Origin of the sequence: Zobellia sp. OII3 (genome assembly GCF_002211465.1) — a bacterium.
Lineage (GTDB): Bacteria > Bacteroidota > Bacteroidia > Flavobacteriales > Flavobacteriaceae > Zobellia > Zobellia galactanivorans.
This window is the reverse complement of sequence record NZ_MWRZ01000008.1, coordinates 137,764-160,200: the sequence shown is the minus strand read 5'-3', so window position 1 is coordinate 160,200 and position 22,437 is coordinate 137,764. Positions and strand designations below refer to the sequence as shown.

Genomic DNA, 22,437 nt, shown 5'->3' with positions numbered 1-22,437 from the left:
TTTTGTCCTATTTCGACTCCCTTTTTAGTTTTATAGGGCTAACTTCTAAGGGCCGGGCATGTTCAAGCTTCATACGAAATGCCTATTTTTGCAGAAATGTTGGCTGTTGTCAATATATAATTCAGGATATTTTTATGACCGAGGGTAATTTTGTAGACTACGTTAAGATTTATGCGGAATCTGGTAAAGGAGGAAAAGGCTCTGTGCATTTGCATAGGGAGAAGTACATTACCAAAGGCGGGCCCGATGGAGGCGATGGTGGTCGTGGGGGTCATATTATCTTAAGGGGGAATGAAAACCTCTGGACGCTGGTTACATTTAAGTTTAAAAAGCATTTTAAGGCCGGTCACGGCGAACACGGTAGTAAATCACGTAGTACAGGGGCAGATGGCGAAGATGTGTATTTGGACGTTCCCTTAGGGACCGTGGTCAAAGATTCCGAAACACTCGAAATCCTTTTTGAGATTACCGAACATGGAGAGGAGCGAATCTTGGCCGAAGGCGGAATGGGCGGTCGTGGAAACTGGCATTTTAAGACCAGTACCAATCAGACCCCTCGATATGCACAGCCCGGTATTCCGGGACAAGAGGTAGAGGTCATCCTTGAGTTGAAGGTCTTGGCCGATGTCGGTCTTGTCGGTTTTCCCAATGCCGGTAAGTCAACCTTGTTATCGGTAATTACATCGGCAAAACCCAAAATAGCGGATTATGAGTTTACTACCCTAAAACCCAACTTGGGCATTGTTGAGTATCGCGATTTTCAAAGTTTTGTAATGGCAGATATTCCGGGAATCATTGAAGGGGCCGCCGAAGGAAAGGGGTTGGGCCATTATTTTTTACGGCATATCGAGCGTAACGCCACCTTGTTGTTCTTGATACCGGCCGACAGTGATGATATCGCCAAGGAGTACCAAATCTTACTTGACGAACTTAGACGGTACAATCCTGAATTGTTGGATAAAGAGCGCTTGGTCGCCATATCAAAGAGTGATATGTTAGATCAGGAACTCATTGATGAAATGACACAAGAACTGGATAAAGAATTGAAAGGGATTCCCTATATGTTCATCTCTTCCGTAGCACAACAGGGCATAACGGAGTTGAAGGACAAACTGTGGGCTATGTTGAATAACTAGCTTCGGGGCTTTTAGGGCTCAGGGTGTTGTCCTGATAAATTACCTATATTTACTTTAAATCGAGACGATGAAAAATGTCTTTACTTTTGTATTGGTTCTGTTTTTGGCCTCGTGTAACGCGATCCGGGTAAACTATGATTATGATAAGAATACCGATTTCACCAATTATAGCACGTACAACTATTATCCGGATATGGATACGGGATTGAGCGAACTCGATGCCAAACGCCTATTGGATGCCGTAAACTCCGAAATGCAGTTGAAGGGCATACGTTTTTCGGAAGACCCTGATTTTTTCATCAATATAGAGAGCAATTCGTTTCAGGCGCCCAGGAGTAATACTGTGGGAGTAGGTGTCGGGGGTACGGGCCGCAGTGTAGGTGGTGGCGTATCGGTAGGTATACCCGTTGGGCAACCTAAAATGGAACGCGAAATACGTTTCGATTTTGTCGATACCAAAAAAGATGAGCTCTTTTGGCAAGGCCAGGGCCAAAGCACCTTCAAGGAAAACATAAGCCCTGAAGAGCGTGAGGAAAAATTGCGTGCCTTGGCCGCCAAGGTTTTTTCAAAATATCCCCCCAAAAAATAGAGAGCGGTTAGCTTCTTAGAAACAAGTATCTCCCCTAGTGTTAAAAACTTTCCTGTGTAGGTAATTTATTATTCCATATTTTCGAACCTTCTTTCAATTCGTGTTTTCCGGGCTACAAGCAAAGAGCCTGTGATATATGTGTTGGAAGGCTGTTTTCAACCCCCCAAAATGAACTTAAAAAGGAGATTTTCCTAATGTCAAAGCGTGCCCTTTATTATATTGATAACCATAAGATCGAAGTGGTGCATACTTTTTTTGGAAAGGAAAAAATCCTTCTGAACGGCAAGACCGTTTCTAAAAAAGCATATGAAGTAGGGGTAGAGCATTTGTTTACGATTGGGGAAAACAGGTATCGCATCGCCCAGCGTGACATATCCTACGGTGAGAAATTGAATCGTTTTGAGATTCGAAAGAACGGCTCACCCGTATCGTTGGTCAATAGACTGTCCCAAAAGCCGTCCCATCAGCTGTTTATTATGGTCGTTCTTTGTGGTCTGGGTACCGGCTTTATTTTGGGCGTTGTCCTCTATAAGATACTCTGGCCTACTTCAGGCGTGTAATTCGTTCGGTTCATTAGTTGTCGACACTTACCCGAACACCTTCTGAGTGACTTGAAAACTCGGGGGCATACATGCTTTGGATCGTTGTAATGCCATTGCTGAATTCCCCGGCGTTGTTTACCCTTAAGTCGTATTCGAAAACAAATACCCCTTTGGGTAGATAGTCGAAAAAGAAGTTGGTGCTGGCGTCTTTTGTACTTTCATAATACCCTAAACCATCTTGCCATTTGTATCTCGAAATTACATTCAAGGGTTCAAAACCTGCGGCACGCATATCCTTCATATGAACAAATTCCATATCGCGGTCAGAACGCAGTTCGATTCGTACGCGTACCAAGTCGCCTACTTGTAATGGCGTGGCATCGGTAATTTCCGAAATTTTCTCGCCCGTATCGGTATTCTTTTTTAGGAACAACTTTTTCTTGAGTTTTAGGGGGGTGTCGGCCGAAGTTATTTTATCCAAATCTTCAAAATATTGCCAGTATAGGGCACCCCAAGCGATACCATCGCCCTTTTTGCTGAGCTGTACCTCTGCCATTTTTGGTTTTATTTCATTGGTGTTCCAAGAAGTTTTAAAATAACCTGTTCCGGCTTCGACTTTGGTGTTTTCCAACTTTTCGGGGCGGATTTCGGTGCCTCCCAAGCGAACGTCTACGGCATCGGTCACCGAAAGCCAGTCGCTACCTTGAAGCAATAGGGCATAAACTGCATCGGTGGTAGATTTCGTGGTAGACCATTGGTTGGTTTGCTTGTGCTTTAAGAGCCAAATCTTAAGGTTGTCAATGGTCTTTATGTCGCCTTCAATTTCCCCGAAAGCCTCGATCAAGAGCGCCTGTGTTTCAATAGGGGCTTGGTACCAGTACCATGAAGGCGTATTTTCCTTCCAATACATACCGAGTTCTTCCGAAACGATGCTGTTCTCTTTTAACGACCTTAGGATCTTCTTGGAAGTGGTAGTGTCGCCCGTCCTATTCAATATTAAGGCCAACATCCCTTTTGTATAAAGCGCTTTGTTGGTCCAATATGTTTGGGCTTGGTCTAGGTAATAAGACCTGATTTTGTCGACTTTCTTAGAGGTTTTAATGTCATTGAAGAAACTGCGCATATACAAATAATGGATTTGCGACTGGCTTAGATGATCGCTCTTGAGATTGGTAGCATATTTCTTCATGTTTTCGTACTCCTTTACAAAGGCATCATCTAAATAATGGACTGCCTTGGCGATCATTTCGTCTTGTTTGGCTCTTTCTTGGGGCACGACGGAAAGTTTTTCCAAGTGACCAAGTCCGGTAACGATATGTTGGGTGATAAAGCGGTTTTCACGCCCACCATTAAACCAGGACCACGCCCCATTGGACATTTGGTTTTGTTGGAGTTTGTTCAGGGCATTGGCCTGTTCGTTCTTCATTTTGTTGAGGTCGAACAAGAGGGCAATGCGTTTTTTCTGTTCCATTTCCGATTGGGCATCCCTTAGCCATGGGGTTTCTTGGATTAAGAGCGATTTCAGCTCTTGGTTTTTTTCAAGGTTGCTGATCAGGGCATCGGAATTGGCCCATTGGTCGAATACTTCCTTAATTCTTTTGTTCGAATTTGCAATGTGGCTTGCCAAACTGTTCGCGTAATATCGGGCAAAGGTTTGCTCGTTACATTCGTAAGGGTACTCCATCAGATAGGGGAGGGCCTGTACGGCATACCATGCTGGGTTGGAAGTCACCTCAAGGGTAAGTTTGTGGTTTTTAAGGGTGGTCGAGGTGTGGTCCCTTAGCTTGTCCAGAACAAAGGTTTTGGTCTGGTTGCTTCGTACCCATAGGGGAAGGGTCTCGGTCACCAGCATGCGGTTGGTCAATACAGGAAGTAGGCTTTGTTCGCCATCGCTAAAATTTCCTGCCTTGGCTATTACGGTGTATTGGACCGCCTGTAGGTTTTCGGGTATGTGCAATTGCCATGACACCTGGGTGTTTCCTAAGGAATCTACCGTAAAGGCATGTTCGGTCTTTGCATTTAAAAGTTGATCGGAAATATCCTTTCCCGAAATACCATCAACGAGAACCAATTGGGCTTGTCCCGATAATTTTTTGTCGCTTAGGTTCGCAATTTTACTGCTTATGGTAATCTTGTCGCCTTCCCGTAGAAAGCGCGGGGCATTGGGTATGACCATCAATTCTTTTTGGGTAACGGTCTGAAGGGTCCTTACCGAACTCTGCAAAGATTTGGTATGTGCTATCAATTGCAATTTCCATTTGGTAAGGGCTTCTGGCGTAGTGAAGTTAAAAGAAACATTACCTTCTTTATCGGTGCGTAGTTCAGGAAAGAAAAAGGCGGTTTCCTGAAGGTTTTTACGGATTTGTACGGCTTCCGGATCGTTTTTTGAACCGGGTTGCACTTGTGCTTGTGCCGGAGTAAGGGCCGCCTTATCCATTTCGTCCGCTTGGGGAGCTTGGGCCGATATTTCGGCAACATCTTCCAATTCTGACTCCTCAGCCATGATACCTAGGGGAGCTTCTTCATGCATCGACATTTTTCTCGATAAGGAGTTGCGATAATAGTTGGTGTGCCTAAATTGTAATCCAAACCAGTTAAAGGAGTCGTATCCTTGGTAAGGGTAGCCATGCTGAGGTATATAAAGATAGGAGCGAAAGGAGTTTGTTCCATAACTTGTACGGGCGTTGGCATAGAGGGAAGCGTAATACGAACGGCGTGCAAGCGGATTGAAATTCCATGAATGATATCGAAAAACATCCAAGGAGGCGTCGTACATGCTGGCCAAAAGCTCTGCCGATGTTTTTTCGCCTTCAGGCCCCTTTATTTTAAACGACCAGGTTTCATCGGTTCCGGGTTGCAATTTATCCCTAAAAGTGGTGGTTTCAATTTCGAGTTGGTTTTCAGGATAAGGTACGATTACCGAAAGATTGCCCGATTGAAATGAATTATAGGCAGAATACATATAGTTGATGGCGAAGCCCCCCAAATCATCCTCGGTAACGGGTATACTGATAGACTTTGAGTTTTGGCTCAAACGTACTTTGTGGATGTCGACAAGCTTTCTCCCTTTTTCAACAAAAACCGTTACGGTCAGATCTTCTGAATTGGAGTAAAGTGTAACTTCTACCTTGTCGCCAACGTTATAGCGCTGTTTGTTCGTTTTGATATCGAACAAGCCGTTGTCCGCTAGTTGCTTGTCGTTTTCGCCAATAAGCGTGGTTATTGCCTTTTCTTGAACAAGTTGGCCGAATTTATCCTTGGTTTCAAGTTCTATGATATATTTTCCCGATGTATAGTTTTTAAGGTTTTTGATGCTGAACTGCGTAGATTTTTCAGTATCGAAATCGGTTTGCCAGACCAGTTTGCCTTTGTCCCAGTTTACGGCCTTGTCCTCTCCGTCGTAAGCCTCATGAGGAAACAAGGTACGGTATTCTTCCTTGCTCCAATTTTTATAGTCCGGCGCCGGCCATGGCCTGTTTCGTAAAACTTGGTCGGGGGCCTGTAGTTTGTACATTTTCAATGTTCCTTTTGAAGGAACGGGCTGTCCGTTAAGGTTTGTGGTGGAAATGTGTATTTGATCTTCGTTTTTGACCTTGTCCCACTGCTCGGGAGCATCGATATGGGCAACTACCGAATGGTAGCCTACCGAAACAAAGGTAGTGGTGCTGTGGGTCTCTCCGTTGAGGTCGGTAACATCGGCCGTAATTTCATAATTGAAGGTGGGCAGGGCTTCTTTTGACGCACTGTTGTCGGGGATGGCCTTAAAGGTGATGTCGTAGTTGCCCGAAGCATCCGTAGTTGTTTCACCTTGGGTTATTTCTTGGGGAGAGGTATTGTAATAGGGCATGCGCCAATAGAACCAACGAGGAAAATACACGGCCCGTTTTACGCGATAGCTCACTTTGGCATCGGTAATTTTACTTCCGGCATATGCTGTAGCGACACCGGTAACGGTAATACTGTCGTTTACTTTATAGCTTTCGGTGACGGGCTTGAACGAGGTTTCGAATTTAGGGCGCTTGTATTCCTCCACGGAGAAATATTGGGTGTGCCCGGCCGTTTTTGAAAGGTTATCGGCTGTTATATGGAAATCACCTGTCAACCCTGAATTCGGTAAGATGAATTCCCCGTTAAAAGAACCGAATTCGTTGGTGGTGAACTCAAGGTCCGATACTTTTTGGCCATTCACGTCATAAAGGCCTACGGTGACGGCTTCATTCGCTACAACCTCTGATTTTCCCCCAAAAGTTTCCATAAGGATCCCTTTGAAGTAAACGGGCTGTCCCGGTCGGTATATGCTTCGGTCGGTAAATAGAAAGAGACGTTTTTGAGCATCGTTGTTTTTGTACTCTATACGCTTATTGTTTACATAATATTCCCCAAAGAAGGCGGTCTCGCCATTATACTTCACTTCAATATTTACATCGTTCCAATAGTCATCGGTTAGGGCTAGGGTTACAAACCCTGTTTTATCGGTATGTTTCGTCTTGGTCAGATAAGGTTTGTTGTAATTTTTAAGATAGGTAAACCTCAATTTTGCGTTTGAAATGGGGAGGCCTGTAGTCCTGTCGATGATTTGGTAGCGTTGTTCCGTGTTGCTACTGATTTCCGTCAAGGCCATATTGGTCGCTTGAACGTGACTAAAGGCAAAATTTTCATCGCTTTTCTTTTCCGGAGAAGCTAAGATGATGTACTGTCCGTTTTCCAGTGGCGGAAGCAATACCTCTATGCTATGCTGTTGATAGTCTTTTTCATTTTTCAATGGAGCCGACCAAGTTTTTGCCGGTTTCAGTGTTTGAATAAAGTCGTATTGCTCGTCTTGTGGGTAAAGATCCTGTAGTTTCTTGATTTGGTCGTTGTTGACCCTATAGGCGGTCAGTTGTAGTTCCGTTAGGTTTTTATAATTGACCAATAGTTTTGCGGGCTGGTTTACCGGAATATGCTTTTCCGTTACAAGGGAAAGACCAGGGGCCAGGATCTCCAACCGTAGCGCCTTGCATTTTTCGGCGCCCATACTACCTGGGAATTCGGCAATAACCTTATCGCATAAGCTTAGTGCTTCCTTCTTTTTCCAGCGGATTTCCTTGTTGGTTTTAGAATGATAAGTTTGCCCCTGAATGTTGTACAGTGCGGCCAGTTCATAGTTGTAGAGCGCAGAAAGTTCATGGTGCTTTAGGTGTTCTACCGAATTTTTTAAGGTTTCCTCGTAATAGGTATCCTTGTTGGGGAAAGTGGCGTTCCGGTATACGAAATTCATACGCTCGATATCGACCATGACCAAAGGTTCCAATTTGGGGTCATCGAAGTGAAAACGTATAAGTTCTTGATAGGTCTGCAGGGCTTTCGCCTGTAACGAAGTTTCGTCTTTTGTGCTCAAGTCATGATGCACAAACTGATAGGCTTCGCATAAGGTTTCCGGATCGTTGATTTCGTATTTGTCGGCGGGTCGGGTAATCGCGGTTTCGGTGGTCTTATAAAATTGAAGTGCCGTATGGGCAAGCAAATCGTAAAGGCTAGGGCGGAAGGTCTCCGAGTTTTCCTGTTGGCTCAATAATTCTTTGACGCTTTCTAAACCGGTCTTTTGAAGCTTGTTTTTGTTTTCAAGGGAAGCCTTAAAGTGAATGTCTATTTCATGGAATAGGGTAGTGAGGTCCCATGTGCGAAAATCGATGCTGTCTACCTTGGTTTCGGTAGTGGTACGGTCGTAAAATAGATATTGGTTGTTTTGGAAATATTGCCAGTAGAGATTCGCCAAATAGTTCTCTAGGATGTTTTTCGTAGGGAAATCGGCTGTTTCGATTTCCGATTTAAAACGGTTGATGATGTTCAGCTGGGCGTCTTCCTCCAAGGTCATGGCATATTTGGAGGTAAACAGTAAAGCCTTTACGATCTGTTCTGGATTCTTTTCTTTTTTCGCCTTTTCGGAAATACTTTCCACAACTTTTAAGGCTGACTTGGTCAGCGCCTCGCTCTCGAGTTTTTGCACGCTTTTCCAAAGCGATGTATAGGAATCTCCGTTGTCTTGTGCTGGTAGCATTTGCGAAAAAAGGATTAGGGTAAATATCAAGGACAATTTTTTCATAGTATAAGATTATAGAACAAAACTGGGCAAAATCAGTGCCAAGCAAAACGCTAAATGAGTGAACGAGGGCATTGGGTTAGGGAATAGGATGTTTTGAACAATAGGAAACAACTTACAATTTAAAATCCTAACGTGCTGATGCCTTAAAATATTAGGTTTTAATGCCTGTATTTTTTTCTCTTTATAAGACCATCTTTCCTTCTAGTCGATAGAATAAGGGACTACAGGGGGAGCGGTTATAAACTTTTTAAGAGTCCACCATCAATAGGTATTTGGGTGCCGGTGATATAGGCAGCTTGGTCTGAGGCCAAAAAAGTGGCGAGATACCCGTATTCTTTTGGGTCTCCAATACGCTTGACCGGGACTCTAGACTCCATATCGGCAAGTACTTCGTCTTCCGAAATGCCCAATTGCTCCGCTTTTTTTGCGTTAAGTTGAGTGATACGTTCGGTGTCGAAGTAGCCCGTAAGTACACTGTTTACGGTTATTCCGTAAGGTCCCACGTCATTGGCCAATGATTTGGCCCAGGTAACTACGGCGGCCCTGATGGTGTTTGAAAGCGCCAAATACGACAAGGGTTCCTTTACCGAAACAGAGGCGACGTTTATGATCCGGCCCCATTTGTTATTCTTCATGTGTTCCAGCGCCAGTTCGGTAGTGTAGGATACGGTCTTAAATAGGAGGTCGAAGGCTTCTTGGTAATCGGAAGTCTGTTTTTCCAGGGCGCTTCCGGCTGAGGGACCTTGGGTGTTGTTGACCAAGATATCGATATTGTGGTTTTCAAAATAGTGATATATGGTTTCGCGGTAGCCGTGAAAATCTGAAAAATCGACCACCAAATAGCTATGTTCCTGGCCTTGGTCGGTCGGTAGTTCGTGTACTATTTTTTTGAGCTTTTCCCCACTTCTTGACATGAGGGTTACATTTGCCCCGCTTTCGGCCAGTTGCTGGGCTATGGCCTTGCCTATTCCACCTGAGCTGCCGCCTACTAATGCGTTTTTTCCTTTTAAAGAGATATTCATAGTGTAAGATTTTTTTGGGATTTTAATTCTGTTTTTATCGGTATGCTTCCCGTACGGGGCTAAACACGTCTATAAGTTTGCAGGGCGTGAGGGCCTTGCCGCTATGGGGGCTATGGGGCGGTATGATAACGATGTCGTTTGCCTCGTAAATTTTTGTGTTTCCATCGAGCGTAAATTCAAAACGGCCTTGCCGTATGTGCATTATTTGCTCGTTCATATGCGAGTGTTCGGGTACTTCGGCCCCTTCCTCCACTGTCCAAAAAGCTATGGACATATTTTCTGAATGCACCAGTTTACCGTGGTAGCCCGGCATAATTTCCTTTGAAGGAATATCGGATAGGTTCATAACGTAGTATTGTCTAACGAAGATATAAAGAATACCTACAGAAATGAAAAAGCCCCAAACCATATTTTCTGATTTGGGGCAAAGTTTAGGATGGTAATTATTGTTTGTGTAAACTTGTACTTCTACGGGTGTTTTATTTAAGGCTTATTCCCATTTTACGACGACAAGTTCACACCTTCTGTTCCACTCATGGTCTTCTTCGGTACAACTTTCTTCGGTTTCGCATTTTACAATGGGCTTAGATTCGCCATAGCCCTTGGCAATGACCCGCTCTGGGGCTATACCGTTCTTGACCATAAATTCCTTTGCCGAATCGGCCCGTTTTTGGGAGAGGTCGCGGTTGTATTCCGCATTGCCCCGAATATCGGTATGGGTGCCTATTTCGATGACCATGCCTGGGTTTTGTTTCATGATGGCAATGACCTTTGCCAGACGTTGACGCGCTTCACGTCGTAAGTACCAGAGGCTATAGTCGAAATGGATTTCCTCGGTCTTGATAACGATGCGATTCTTTTCTTTGATAATGGCATCCTCTTTTGCAATGATCTCATCGATTTTTTTCAGACGCTCCCGTTTTTCCTTTTCTTGGTCGGCCTTTTGCTTGAGGGCCATTTCTTGCCCTTTTTTGATCCGTTCGAGTTCCGCGGCTTTTTCTTGCTCTTTTTGTCTTTTTATCTGGGCCAAGGCTTCTTTTTCGGCTGCTTCTTTTTGGGCGAGTAGCTCTTTTGTCTTTTGCGCTTCCCGTTCTTCAATGGAATATAGCGAAAGGGAACCGTCTTTTACGGCGTTTCTTTCGGTATCTGAAAAAATATTTTTTGAATTGTCTTCATATCCTTCCTTATAGGCCTTTATACGGTATTCGCTGGAGCAGGTAAGCTGAAATTTAAACGAGGCATCCTTGGCCGTCCTTATTTTTTCGATAAGCTTTCCGTTGCCATCTACAAGCTCGATATAGGCGCCGGGCAAGGGGAGCTTGGTAGTTTTGTCGGTCAAAATACCGGCAACGAACTGTTTGCAATCCTCTATGACCAAGGGCTTCGTTTCCGAAAAGGAGTAGATATCGTCGCTCCCTTTCCCGCTAGGTCGATTCGAAGAAAAATAACCGCTGCCGGAATCGCGGTCCAATGACAAGGAAAAATCGTCGTAACCGCTATTTACGGGGAGTCCGAGGTTATCGGGTTTTGCGAAACCTCCGTTTTCTTTCTTGGAAACAAAAACATCCAATAGGCCGAAACCGGGGTGGCCGTTAGAGGCAAAATAGAGGTTGCCGTTGTTGTCCACAAACGGAAACTGCTCTTTCTTATCGGTATTGATTTCCTTTCCTAAATTAATAGGGCTTCCAAAGAAACCGTCCTTCTGGATACTGACCATATATAGGTCGAACGACCCAAAACCGCCTTCGCGGTCCGATGAGAAATAGAGTTTGGTTTCATCAGGACTCAAAGCGGGGTGTTCCGTAGAGAAATCGTCACTGTTGAAGGGGAGGGCTATGACGTTTTTCCAAGCGCCATCGATATATTCGGCACGGTAGATCTTTAGGTTGCTGACTTTATCGTCTTCGGTCTTCTTTTTACTGTTTCTGGTAAAATATATTGTTTTTCTATCCTTGGTAATGGCAAAGGTGCCTTCGTGCATTTTTGAATTGATCGTGTTGCTTAGGGAGGTACTTAAGCTGTCGCCCATACCGATTTTATCGATAGGATGGGAATAGATATCAAGGTAGTTTTCGTTGTTCCATCGGTATAGTTTGGACAGGGCGGAAGTTTGTTTTCGAGAAGCGCTATAGATCAGGTTTGAATCTATTCGTGCCGCCCCGAATTCAGAGCTTGCCGTGTTGAGGTTAAGGTTTTTAATTTTAAAACGGTCACCTATGGCGCGAACATTTTCAATATAGGTGAAGTCTTCGGCTAGCTGTGATGCCTTGTCGCCTTGATCCTGTTCGGTATAAAAATGCAACAGTGTTTGTTGGGCTTTTTCGTATTCCCCAATGGCCTTTAGCGATTGGTTGAGCTTAAAATAGTAGCTTTCATCAAGGTTTTCCCCGTAGTTGGACACAAGATAGCCGTACCAACGGGCGGCCGACTTCATGTCGAAGGTGTGGTAATAGCAATCGGCCAGGTTTTTTATGAGTTTTGAACTCTTGTTGCGGGGCAATAATTGTTCGTATAGGGGAATGGCGTCACTATAGTAAGCACGTTCGAAATAGGTGTCGGCGCGTTTAAGTTCTTGCTGGGCAAAGGTCGGTACCGTAAGCCCCAGAATAAAACATATGAAGAGTATTTTTTTCATGTTTAGTAGAATCTTGGGGATTTGTCGTATCCTTTGCCCAGGCCCAATAGATCGAGATTGAAAAGGATGAAAATTTCATGGGAACCGGAGCTGTAGGTGCTTAGGTTCGATAGGGTGTAATCGTAGGCATAGCCAATACGCAAAGCCGGTGTGGCGGCAATATTGAACATGGCACTTACCGAGTCTTCCAAGCGATACGACAATCCGCCTTCAAAGCGGTTTAGAAAAAGGGCGTTAAGCGAAAGGTCGAAAGTCAACGGGGCGCCCTGAACCATTTTGGCCAATACCGAAGGTTTTAATTTCAGGTCGGGGTTCAGTTCGTAAACATAACCCGAAGTCATAAAAAAATGTATTTTTTCAGAACCGATGCGGTTGATACCGTCTTTGTTTTCCAGATGCTTCGTCGTCAATAGGTTCGGGGCGGAAATTCCGGCATAGAAATTCTGTCTATGATAAAAAGCGCCTACGCCTACATTCGGAAAAGTGCTGTTGAGGTTTTCGTTAAAGGCGGGATCGTCTTGAAACTCAGGAAGCATAAAACCGTTGAAATTGGTCTCGAAAGTGGTAATGCCTCCTTTTAAACCCAGGGACAGGTTACTTTTTTCATCCAATTTTAGGATATAGGCAAAATCGGCATAGATGTTATTTTCCTTTAGGGCACCGTCCCCAATGTTATCGGTGATAAACGAGAGGCCCATCTCTATCTTGTCGCTCATAGGCGCATGGGCAAAGAAAGTCAATGTTTTAGGACTCCCTACGGCATTCTTCCATTGTGAGCGATAGAGGGCACCAAAGTTAAGCATTCCTAATTCGTTGGTGGTATACGCAGGGTTTACAACATTCATGTTGTACATATACTGCGTGTATTGAGGGTCTTGTTGCCCATGGGCCGCAGCACATACCAACATCAGAAAAATAAAATAGCGTTTTATTTCTTTCATGGTTTAGCGGTTGAGGTACAATCGGCCCTGTACTGGGGTATGTCCTTCTTTGTTATAATTTATGATGTAGAAATACACTCCGTTCGGGGCCGTTCCGCTTCCATTTTTACCATCCCAAGCGGGGTTGTTTTGGTCTCCCTTAAAAAGGGTGGTACCGTAACGGTTTAAGATTTCAAGTGTAAATTCGGGAAATATGACTTCGATGTTCGGTATAAAAAAGGTGTCGTTTCTGCCATCGCCGTTAGGTGAAAACCCGTCGGGGACGAAAAAACCGTAATCTTCGGGATCGCAATTGGTAAGGTCAACGGTTATGGCCTTTCTATCAGGGTTCATACAGCCGGTATCAGGGTTGTAGCTTTCGGCGTAATAAGTGGTACCGCTAACCAGTAAAGTGCTTCCATCGAGGGGAGAACCGTTTTCAGGGGTGTCGTACCAGAGCACGTCGTAAGGGTTATTGCTTTCGGCCTCACGTAGGTTCGCTATGGTAGGCTCGTCCAATCCACAAAGGGCCAGTGTTGAAAACTCAAGGGAAGCGGCCTCGAGCTCGTAAACGATAGGGATAACTTCTATACGTCCGGAGCTTTGACATTTTCCGCTGACCTCCGTAGCGGCAAAATAACTCTTGCCATGGGTCAAGGTCTCGTTGTTGTCGAGAACGTTTCCGCCAATAGCCGAATCGTACCAGACAATACCGTCGCTACTGGCTACGCTAGTGTTTAAAAGGCCGACCGTAGGGTTTTCGGAACCACAGAATGCCGGGCTTCCTTCTACTAATGTGGGCATTTCGGGGTCGGAGAGCGAAACGGTAACCTGAATTCGGTCAGAACCTTCACAATTGTTGTTCGGATCAATGTTCGATATAAAGTAATCTTCCCCATCTACGAGTTGGGTATCCAAGGGAAGAATGTCTAGATCCTCGGCGGTATCATAGAAAAGAATTTCACCGTTGGCTTCTACAACAATATCCTGAAGGGTCGGTAAGGCTGGGGCAAAAGAGGCAAGACAAAGGGTTTGTAAGGGTTCGGCTTCCGGTAGGGCCGGTACGCCTTCTATGGCAAAGTTTTCGTTGACCTCAAAATCAAATTGGGTCCTGCAAGGCGTCGTATCGTTCTGTGTGCTTTTTACGGTTATGGTGTAATTGCCTTGTTCTAGGGTGGCTACATCAATTTGATAATCTGCGGTACCGCCAGAGAAATTAATGGTATTATCTATTAAAACGGCATTGGTTTCTTGTGAAACAACTTCATAAGTAACGATATATGCTCCGTCTACCAGGGTAGGGGCCGTTACTAAAACGTCAATACCTGTAGCGTTACATGAATTATCTACCACTACATCTAACTGTATTGCTTCTGGTATAGCGGTAATTATTGCAGTACTGGTAATGTCACATTCCATTGGGAACCCGTTATCCACTTCAAAATCAAAATCGTATTCTCCGGATTCTGTAATTAGGGAAGCAGGTATAGCAAACTCTGCACTGCCAGAATTGAAGGTAATGGTGCTTGCAATATGTGCAGTTTCCGTTCCACTGGGTGCGGTAATGGTATAATTTACATCGTAAGTGCCGTTTGCCCGGGTAAAGGATGGGTCAAAAATATCGCTTAAAGTAACTGGAACATCATCGCCTTCGCACGTATCGGTTACATTGGCTATAGGTTCGGTTACTATAAATTGTATCGGTGCAATTTGAATATCGGCGCAAACATCTAACCCTAAGGAAGTAATCGATAGCGTAGTAGTTTCATTTTTTCGAACAGAATTGGCGTCGACTTCAAAAAAACCGGTTCGGTCTGGATTTAATGTGAGTTGAGCCGCATCTATTTGGAATCCACTGTCAGAATCCAGTCTGTAGCTAACGGTATAGGTACCATCGGAAATTAATGTGTCGTCATAATCCGTAATGTCTATTCTGTATCTTGGTGGTCCTTCACAAAAGTTAGGTGCTGTCATCGTGCCGCGAAATGCGGGTAGAATATTAATTTCTACGGTTGTTCTATGTATATCACAAACGGCATGTGACGGGTATACGGTATAGGTAAAAGAAAAAGAGCCGTAGATGTGGTTGTCTCTAATAGCCTGTATATCTATATTATGGTCGGTAAGGTCAGATAATTGGTTTGTTTCCGCTCCTTCTGACCAAGTGCCATTGATGTCCTCATCTTCTAAAAGACTATTTAAATCAAAATCAGTGTAGACAGATAAATCATCAGTGGTACAAAGCGTTAGTCCAGAGCCGATTCCGGAATTGGCCGGCCTTTGCACCTCAAGGAGCAAGGTAGCCTGCCTACTAGGGCAAGAGCCTACGGCGGGTACGGTGTGGGTGAATTCGTAAATGCCGGGGCCGGCGGATTCGGCATCGAAAAAGTTTAGCGATAAGTGGGGAATGGCCTCGGGGGTTATCGCATCCCAGGTACCATTGAAATCTTGGAACTTTCCTTCGGTTTCATCCCCAATAAAACCATGGAGGTTTACCGCGGGGTCGTCTCCACAGGCATCTGCGGAACCGTCTATATTATCTTCACCGGGATAGCCGCCGAGCATTACGGTCACTACGGCCGATTCTTCCGCGCCGCCGCAGATATTGGTGTAGGTGAATTCGTGTGATCCTGAATTTTTAACTTCCCATAGGTTGACGATACCGGTATTACGGTCTAGGGCATAAAAATTGGCCGGGTCGTTGGTAGACCAAGTGCCCCCAGGGTCTGGGGTGCCTCCCAAAACCGTAAAAAGGTTGAATGTTTTATTGGCATCATCGGCATCTTTTTCACATATGGTTATGGAGTCATCGATACCCGCACATTGCGCCATTGCATTTACGGAGCATAAGATCAAGCATAAAGGCAGTACCAATTGCAAAAAGCTTCTCGTGTAAGTTCGATCGATCATTTTATGATGTTAGGGGACAAGGTGCATTTTGTCCGAAAACAAATGTAGTTCGTCGATTAGGTGTAAGGGAATAAATGTTGTCAATAGGGGGAAATGAAGGGTGAATCTTATTAAATACGTAGCAGGGGCTATGTGAAATAGTGTATTTTGTCGATGTTTTCTTGGTTTTATCAGGGCGGTGCTTGGATGAACGGTAGCTGGTTCTGCTATTTTTTTTCGGGAAATCAATGCCTATATTTGTTGCAAATACAGCGTTTATGCAGATTCATTTTATTGCAATTGGTGGTAGTGCCATGCACAATTTGGCCTTGTCCTTGGCACATAAAGGTGACATGGTAACAGGAAGTGACGATGTCATTTTTGAGCCGTCCAAATCACGATTGAAAGCAAAGGGCCTCCTTCCCGAAAGTTTTGGTTGGTATCCTGAAAAGATCCATGAAGATTTAGACGCTGTAATTCTGGGGATGCACGCAAAGGAAGACAACCCTGAATTGCTAAAGGCCCAAGAGTTGGGAATTAAATTATATTCCTACCCCGAATTTCTATACGAACATTCAAAAGACAAGACCCGGGTGGTTATTGGGGGCAGTCATGGAAAAACCACGATAACTTCAATGATTCTTCATGTGCTCAACTATCACGATAGGGAAGTTGATTTTATGGTGGGGGCACAGTTGGAGGGTTTTGAACGGATGGTGCATCTGACCGATCATAATGATTTTATGGTTTTGGAAGGAGACGAATACCTTTCTTCCCCTATAGACCGCAGACCCAAATTTCATCTGTACAAACCGAATATTGCGCTTTTAAGTGGAATAGCTTGGGACCATATCAATGTTTTTCCCACTTTCGAAAACTACGTAGAGCAGTTCCAGATTTTTGTGGATAGCATTGTCAAAGGAGGAAGCATAACCTATAACGAGGAAGATCCCGAAGTTAAAAAGGTGGTCGAGGCTTCGGAAAATGCCATCCGAAAATTACCTTATACCACGCCCGAATATTCGATAGAAGATGGTACCACTTTTTTAGAGACCCCAGAAGGGCCAATGCCTATTGAAGTCTTTGGGAAGCACAACCTGAGCAACTTGGCAGGAGCCAAGTGGATCTGCCAGAACATGGGCGTAGATGAAGACGATTTCTATGAAGCCATTGCAACGTTTTCAGGAGCGTCAAAGCGCCTTGAGAAAATTGCGGAAGGAAAAACTTCCGTAGCGTATAAAGATTTTGCACACTCACCAAGTAAAGTGGCTGCAACTACAAAAGCAGTAAAGGAACAATATGCGAACAGGAAACTAATTGCCTGTTTGGAATTGCATACGTATAGCAGTTTTAATCCTGAGTTTTTAAAGGAATACAAAGGGGCATTGGATGCAGCTGACGAAGCGGTGATTTTCTATTTGCCAGAGTCCGTTGCCATTAAAAAACTAAAGGAAGTCACTCCCGAACAAATTTCGGAAGCTTTTGAGCGAAATGACCTTAAGATTTATACCAATGCCACAGATTTTAAAGACTTTGTCTTTGGTCAAGATTACGGCAACTCGGTATTGCTTTTAATGAGTTCGGGAAATTATGGGGGATTGGACCTAAACGAATTGAAAGGGAAGTTCTCTTCGTAACGGAAGTTTTGCCAGGGAGCGCGGTGTAAAGAAGCTCTTGCTTAGGTGATTATAGGTTTTATGGGGTATAGGGCTCTTATAAGGAATTGGAGTTTATTATATTTATATCATGCATAAAAAGCCAGTCTCGTTCTCGATCAAACATTGGTCGGACGATGATAAACCACGTGAAAAATTGGTCCGAAAAGGAAGGTCGGTGTTATCCGACGCCGAACTGGTCGCCATTTTAATCGGCTCCGGCAGTCGGGAAGAAAGCGCCGTTGAGCTGGCCAAAAGAATTTTGGCGTCGGCGAATAACAATTTAAATGAACTGGGTAAACTATCCTTAAAACAATTGATGGCGTTCAAGGGTATCGGTGAGGCAAAGGCGGTTACCATAGCGGCGGCCTTGGAAATAGGTCGAAGAAGACGGGGAGAAGAAGCCCAAAAAATCGAGAAGATCAGTAGTAGTAGGGATGTTTTCCATTTATTGCATCCCCGAATCGGTGAGTTGCAGCATGAAGAGTTTTGGATTCTCTACCTTAGTAACGCCAATAAGGTTTTGCACAGTGCGCAGTTGAGCAAGGGCGGTTTGACGGGTACCTTGGTAGATGTCAGGATCGTAATGCGACAAGCTTTGGAGCAGGGGGCGGTCGGGTTGATACTATCGCATAACCACCCTTCGGGAACACTGCGGCCTAGCGAGGAAGACCGCAAGGTTACCCAGAAATTAAAAAAGGCGGCCGCGGCACTCGATATAAAAGTTTTGGATCATTTGATAATTACCCAGAATGATTATTATAGTTTTGCCGATGAAGGTATTCTTTAGGGCCTATTTGCCATTTGAAACCGAATCGGCCCTGAAGGCCCAATAGCAGTTGAAATTTGAACTCTTAACCGATTATGTTACTTATCTATACCCATAAGATCACACCGCGTTTCAGATATACCATGAAACAGGTATTTACCCGTATTTTGGGTATAGAGATTGTATTTACGACCAAGGTCGAAGATTTTATAAAGCATACGGGGGCTAAGATTACGTATACCAAACAGCCTTTGCAAAACGAATTTTTTGTACGGAGCAACGACCTTCTCTTCGAACAAGGTATAAATGACTTGGATATTTCGGTGGCCAATTGGGACGGGGTTCCGTGTTTTTTTAAGGCAGGCGAGCGCAGCAATCTGCCCTTCGATATATTTTCGGCCAGTTTCTACCTGTTGAGCCGTTATGAAGAGTACTTGCCCCATGTAAAGGATGTGCATGAAAGGTTCCCGGTGAAAGACAGTCTTGCCTATAAACATAAGTTTTTGAGGTCGCCGGTAGTCGATATCTGGGCCTACAGATTACTCGATGAATTAAAGTCGCGGTTTCCTGATATGGAACGCAAGCCTAAAAAGTACAGATATGTATCGGCCATAGATGTAACCACGTCGCATTGCTTTGCCTATAGGGGCGTTGTACGCAGTCTTGCCGGTCTTTTCTATGACTTGGGCTCTTTAAAGTTTAAGCGGGTGGCACAGCGACTAAAAGTTTGGTTCGACCCAGAAAAGGATCCCTACGATAACTTTTCCTTCCTCATCGATTTACATAAAAAATATAGGGTAAAGGATATTTTCTTTTTTCAGTTTGCCGACTACTCCACTTACGATAAGAATGTTTCTCCCGATAACAATAAATTCCGTTTTCTTATAAAGTCCATTGCAGATTACAGTAAGGTCGCCCTAGCGGCATCTTATAGCTCCTTTAACGATATCGATCTTTTGAAGAAAGAGAAGAAAAAGTTGACCAGTGTAATCAATAGGCCTATAAATTCGTCACGTTTGCGTTATAATCGCGTGGATCTGCCCCATACCTATAGGAACTTGGTAGAGGCGGAGTTTGTTGATGATTATACTATGGGCTATACCCACGAAATCGGTTTTCGGGCCAGTACGTGTACCCCTTTTTATTTTTACGATATCAATCTAGAGGTACAACAACCCATTCGCATACATTCGTTTGCCTTTCACGATTACGCTTTTGTTGGCCATAATGACAGTAAGGCCATCATAGGGGAAATCCAGACGATATGTGATGAGGTCAAATCCGTTAACGGGGAATTTGTGTCGGTTTTTTCTAATGAACTTCTAGGGGGCGAGGAAAAAATGGACTGGAAAGACTTTTATGAAACCGTTTTAAAACAATGTCATGTTTAAGAATGTAGTTACCGATGTTTTCTTCGATTTAGACCATACCCTTTGGGATTTTGAGAAGAATTCGGCCCTTACCTTTGAAAAGATTTTTCAGGAAAACGCTATTGAGGTAGCGCTTCCCGATTTTCTAGAGGTTTATATTCCGGCGAACTTTGCCTTTTGGAAGCTTTATAGGGAAGAAAAAATAAGTAAGGAAGATCTGAGGTATCAGCGACTGAAATCGGTATTCGATGATTTGAAATATCCTGTTCCCGATAAAACCATAAACAAATTATCCGATGAGTATATCCGATACCTGTCGTCTTTCAATCATTTGTTTCCCAATGTAACCGAAATTTTAGATTATCTAAAACCAAAGTATAAGCTCCATATTATCACCAACGGCTTTCAAGAGGTTCAAGAGAAGAAACTCAAAAATTCAAATATATACGGCTACTTTGACCAAATTATAGATTCGGAAATGGCCGGTGTAAAAAAGCCCGATCCCTTTATTTTTGAATTGGCGTTGAGAAGGGCCGAAACAAGGCCGGAAAACTCCTTGATGATAGGCGATAATTTAGAGGCCGATATATTGGGGGCACAGGCCGTAGGTTATCATGCGCTTCACTTTAACGCACATCAGGGACCAAAACACGATTTTTGTGAAATCATTGACGATTTACACGAAATAAAAACCTTTTTATAGAGTTATATTAGGTAAGACCATAATTGCGCCAACTAAGGCCTGTGTTCGGTATTGCCATGATAAAATTTATTAAATCCATTTTACTTTGTACCTTATCTTGCCTGACACTTTTGTCGTGTATAGAGGATCAAGATTTTAACCAATATGACGAGATTGGGGTAACCCCGAACCTAGAAGCGAGTATTCTTTATGTAGAAGCCCCTGAATCTTTGGTTAACGATACGAATGGGGCAAATATCTTTTCGCGCAACTTTAATTTTGATGCCTTTAGTTCCGATGTTTTTGCAAAGCGGGTGCTCGATGGTACCATTACCTATATTGTTGAAAATACGACTAGTAAAGAGCTACAGGTTACTGTAGAATTGCTTGATGCGGACGATAATGTTCTCGATACGGAAATAATTCCTGTAGACCATACACCCTATAGCTTGCAACGCGATGTAGCATATGGAAGTTCGGGCCGGAGTATAGATATTATAAAGAATACCTCAAGTATACGCGTAACGGCCAATAATTTAGGAAATACTACTAGCACCTCAAATGAGCCCGAGCCAAAAATCATCTTAAAATCGAGCGGACAATTCAGAGTCGAAATAAAATGAGAGCCTCAAAACTACTGTTTATAGTCCTTTTTTGGGCAGGCTTCGCCGTTTACGGTCAGAACAAGCAGCTTCTGTACGATTTTGTCGAGATTCCACAGTCGGCCATGGTCAACCCTGGGGTCGATACCGATTTTCAATGGTATGCAGGCGTTCCATTATTGTCGGGAATGTCGCTTCAAGCAGGTTTAAGTGGTCTTTCCGTGAACGATATCTTCGCCGATGACGGTCTGAATATTAATGATAAAATACGGGAGCGGGCCATTTACGGCATGAATCCACGAGATGAGCTGAGCGGTACATTTCAAATTGAACTTTTAAGTTTTGGTTTCCGTGGTAAAAATCCCGATAATTTCTATACGGCCGGGATGTATATTGAAGGCGATGCCATTGGGTATTGGTTCCAAGATTACGCCATATTGGCCTTTGAGGGAAATGCCGATAAACTGAACCAACCCTTTGATTTAGGCCAGCTGAAGACAAGGGGCGAGTTAATGAACGTATTTCACGTCGGTTTGAACAAAAAAGTGGATAATGATCTTACGATTGGGGTGAGGGGTAAATTGTATTCCAGTATTTTCGACTTTAACTCCACCAAGAACAAAGGTACTTTTGTTACCAAGGAAGGGGTCAACAATATATATTCCAGTACCGTGGAAGCCGACATGCAATTACGTACATCAGGACTTAACGGCTTAAAGGATGCCGTTGACGAGGGAACCGTGGGAAGCACTGTCGCCAAAAGGGCCCTTTTGGGAGGCAACCTTGGGCTAGGCCTTGATTTTGGTTTTACCTATCAACTGAACGATCAAACCGTTATTACCGCTAGCCTTTTGGATTTGGGATTTGTCTACCATTCAAAAGATATTAAAAACTACAGCCTTAACGGTAAGGCCACTATTGAAGGTATAGGGATTATTTTGCCCGATGCCGCCGCAGATCCCAATGCCGATTTTTGGCAGAACCTAGTGGATGACGTTGAAGATTTTGTGCCTTTTGAAGATAATGAAGATGCTTATATAGCCTTTAGGCCTACAAAATTGTACGGGTCTTTACGTTATAATTTTGGTGAGCGTGTTGATAGCAGGGCCAATTGCGCCTGTGGTGTAAATGCTTCAAGCAACCGAGCACGGGCCAAATATGTGAACAGTGTTGGTGGTCAGTTATATATTATAAATAGACCAAGAGGTCCGCAAATGGCCTTGACGGGTTTTTATCAAAGGCGATTCGGTAATTTTATGGCCCTTAAAACCACCTATACCATAGATAAGTTCTCTTATTCGAATATTGGTTTAGGACTTTCGGTACAGGCAGGACCGGTAAATATTTATGCCATGGCCGATAATCTGTTGTCTTACGGCAATTTGGCAAATAGCCATTATGCTTCTTTTCAGTTAGGATTAAATATCATATCTTGGGGCAAGAAATGATATGGTGTAGCCGATAAATGAACAACTTCAAGGTTTGGCACGCTTTTTTCATCTTCCTATTTACAAATATTAAAAACAACAATTGTGAAGTATATA

At 43.8% G+C, this 22,437-nt stretch carries 15 protein-coding genes; 9 read left to right on the top strand and 6 right to left on the bottom strand.

What is annotated here, in order from left to right; all coding sequences use genetic code 11:
• The first annotated feature begins 134 nt into the window (after positions 1-134).
• The 3 genes from obgE (at position 135) to B4Q04_RS18090 (ending at position 2,285) form a co-directional block, all read left to right on the top strand.
• Positions 135-1,136 (top strand): GTPase ObgE, encoded by a 1,002-nt coding sequence (gene obgE, locus B4Q04_RS18100; protein ID WP_088697636.1) that lies wholly within the window; start codon positions 135-137, stop codon positions 1,134-1,136.
• A gap of 67 nt (positions 1,137-1,203) precedes the next feature.
• Positions 1,204-1,725, top strand: a complete 522-nt coding sequence (locus B4Q04_RS18095) for a DUF4136 domain-containing protein (protein WP_013993827.1) — start codon at positions 1,204-1,206, stop codon at positions 1,723-1,725.
• Positions 1,726-1,919: 194 nt separating this feature from the next.
• The gene (locus tag B4Q04_RS18090; protein ID WP_013993828.1) at positions 1,920-2,285 is read left to right on the top strand and encodes a hypothetical protein; all 366 of its coding nucleotides are present in this window, start codon (positions 1,920-1,922) and stop codon (positions 2,283-2,285) included.
• 13 nt (positions 2,286-2,298) lie between these two features.
• Here the strand turns inward: B4Q04_RS18090 and B4Q04_RS18085 are convergent, their stop codons facing one another.
• From B4Q04_RS18085 to B4Q04_RS18060, 6 genes are all read right to left on the bottom strand, one after another.
• Positions 2,299-8,304 (bottom strand): alpha-2-macroglobulin family protein, encoded by a 6,006-nt coding sequence (locus B4Q04_RS18085; protein ID WP_236631046.1) that lies wholly within the window; start codon positions 8,302-8,304, stop codon positions 2,299-2,301.
• A gap of 281 nt (positions 8,305-8,585) precedes the next feature.
• Complete coding sequence (locus tag B4Q04_RS18080; protein ID WP_013993830.1) at positions 8,586-9,371, bottom strand: SDR family oxidoreductase; 786 nt, start codon at positions 9,369-9,371, stop codon at positions 8,586-8,588.
• 34 nt (positions 9,372-9,405) lie between these two features.
• Positions 9,406-9,717 (bottom strand): cupin domain-containing protein, encoded by a 312-nt coding sequence (locus B4Q04_RS18075; RefSeq protein WP_046287899.1) that lies wholly within the window; start codon positions 9,715-9,717, stop codon positions 9,406-9,408.
• Positions 9,718-9,861: 144 nt separating this feature from the next.
• The gene (locus B4Q04_RS18070; RefSeq protein WP_088697634.1) at positions 9,862-12,006 is read right to left on the bottom strand and encodes an OmpA family protein; all 2,145 of its coding nucleotides are present in this window, start codon (positions 12,004-12,006) and stop codon (positions 9,862-9,864) included.
• Positions 12,007-12,008: 2 nt separating this feature from the next.
• Positions 12,009-12,947, bottom strand: coding sequence for a type IX secretion system membrane protein PorP/SprF (locus tag B4Q04_RS18065; protein WP_013993833.1), 939 nt, complete (start codon positions 12,945-12,947; stop codon positions 12,009-12,011).
• Between the two features lie 3 nt (positions 12,948-12,950).
• Positions 12,951-15,836, bottom strand: a complete 2,886-nt coding sequence (locus tag B4Q04_RS18060) for a gliding motility-associated C-terminal domain-containing protein (RefSeq protein ID WP_088697633.1) — start codon at positions 15,834-15,836, stop codon at positions 12,951-12,953.
• 257 nt (positions 15,837-16,093) lie between these two features.
• Between B4Q04_RS18060 and B4Q04_RS18055 the strand changes: the two genes are divergently transcribed.
• The 6 genes from B4Q04_RS18055 to B4Q04_RS18030 all read left to right on the top strand — a co-directional run bounded on the left by B4Q04_RS18055 (position 16,094) and on the right by B4Q04_RS18030 (position 22,341).
• A complete protein-coding gene (locus B4Q04_RS18055) occupies positions 16,094-17,452 on the top strand; it encodes a UDP-N-acetylmuramate--L-alanine ligase (RefSeq protein WP_088697670.1) in 1,359 nt (452 codons plus the stop codon).
• Between the two features lie 109 nt (positions 17,453-17,561).
• Positions 17,562-18,260, top strand: a complete 699-nt coding sequence (gene radC / locus B4Q04_RS18050; protein ID WP_013993836.1) for a RadC family protein — start codon at positions 17,562-17,564, stop codon at positions 18,258-18,260.
• A 74-nt stretch (positions 18,261-18,334) separates the two neighbouring features.
• Positions 18,335-19,630: a polysaccharide deacetylase family protein gene (locus B4Q04_RS18045; protein ID WP_088697632.1), complete on the top strand. Its 1,296-nt coding sequence runs from the start codon at positions 18,335-18,337 to the stop codon at positions 19,628-19,630.
• The gene (locus B4Q04_RS18040) at positions 19,623-20,312 is read left to right on the top strand and encodes a YjjG family noncanonical pyrimidine nucleotidase (protein WP_013993838.1); all 690 of its coding nucleotides are present in this window, start codon (positions 19,623-19,625) and stop codon (positions 20,310-20,312) included. The genes B4Q04_RS18045 and B4Q04_RS18040 overlap by 8 nt, the downstream gene beginning before the upstream one ends.
• Positions 20,313-20,422: 110 nt before the next feature.
• Complete coding sequence (locus B4Q04_RS18035; protein ID WP_236631045.1) at positions 20,423-20,914, top strand: hypothetical protein; 492 nt, start codon at positions 20,423-20,425, stop codon at positions 20,912-20,914.
• Positions 20,911-22,341 (top strand): DUF5723 family protein, encoded by a 1,431-nt coding sequence (locus B4Q04_RS18030; protein ID WP_088697631.1) that lies wholly within the window; start codon positions 20,911-20,913, stop codon positions 22,339-22,341. Before B4Q04_RS18035 ends, B4Q04_RS18030 begins: the two co-directional genes overlap by 4 nt.
• Positions 22,342-22,437: the final 96 nt, after the last annotated feature.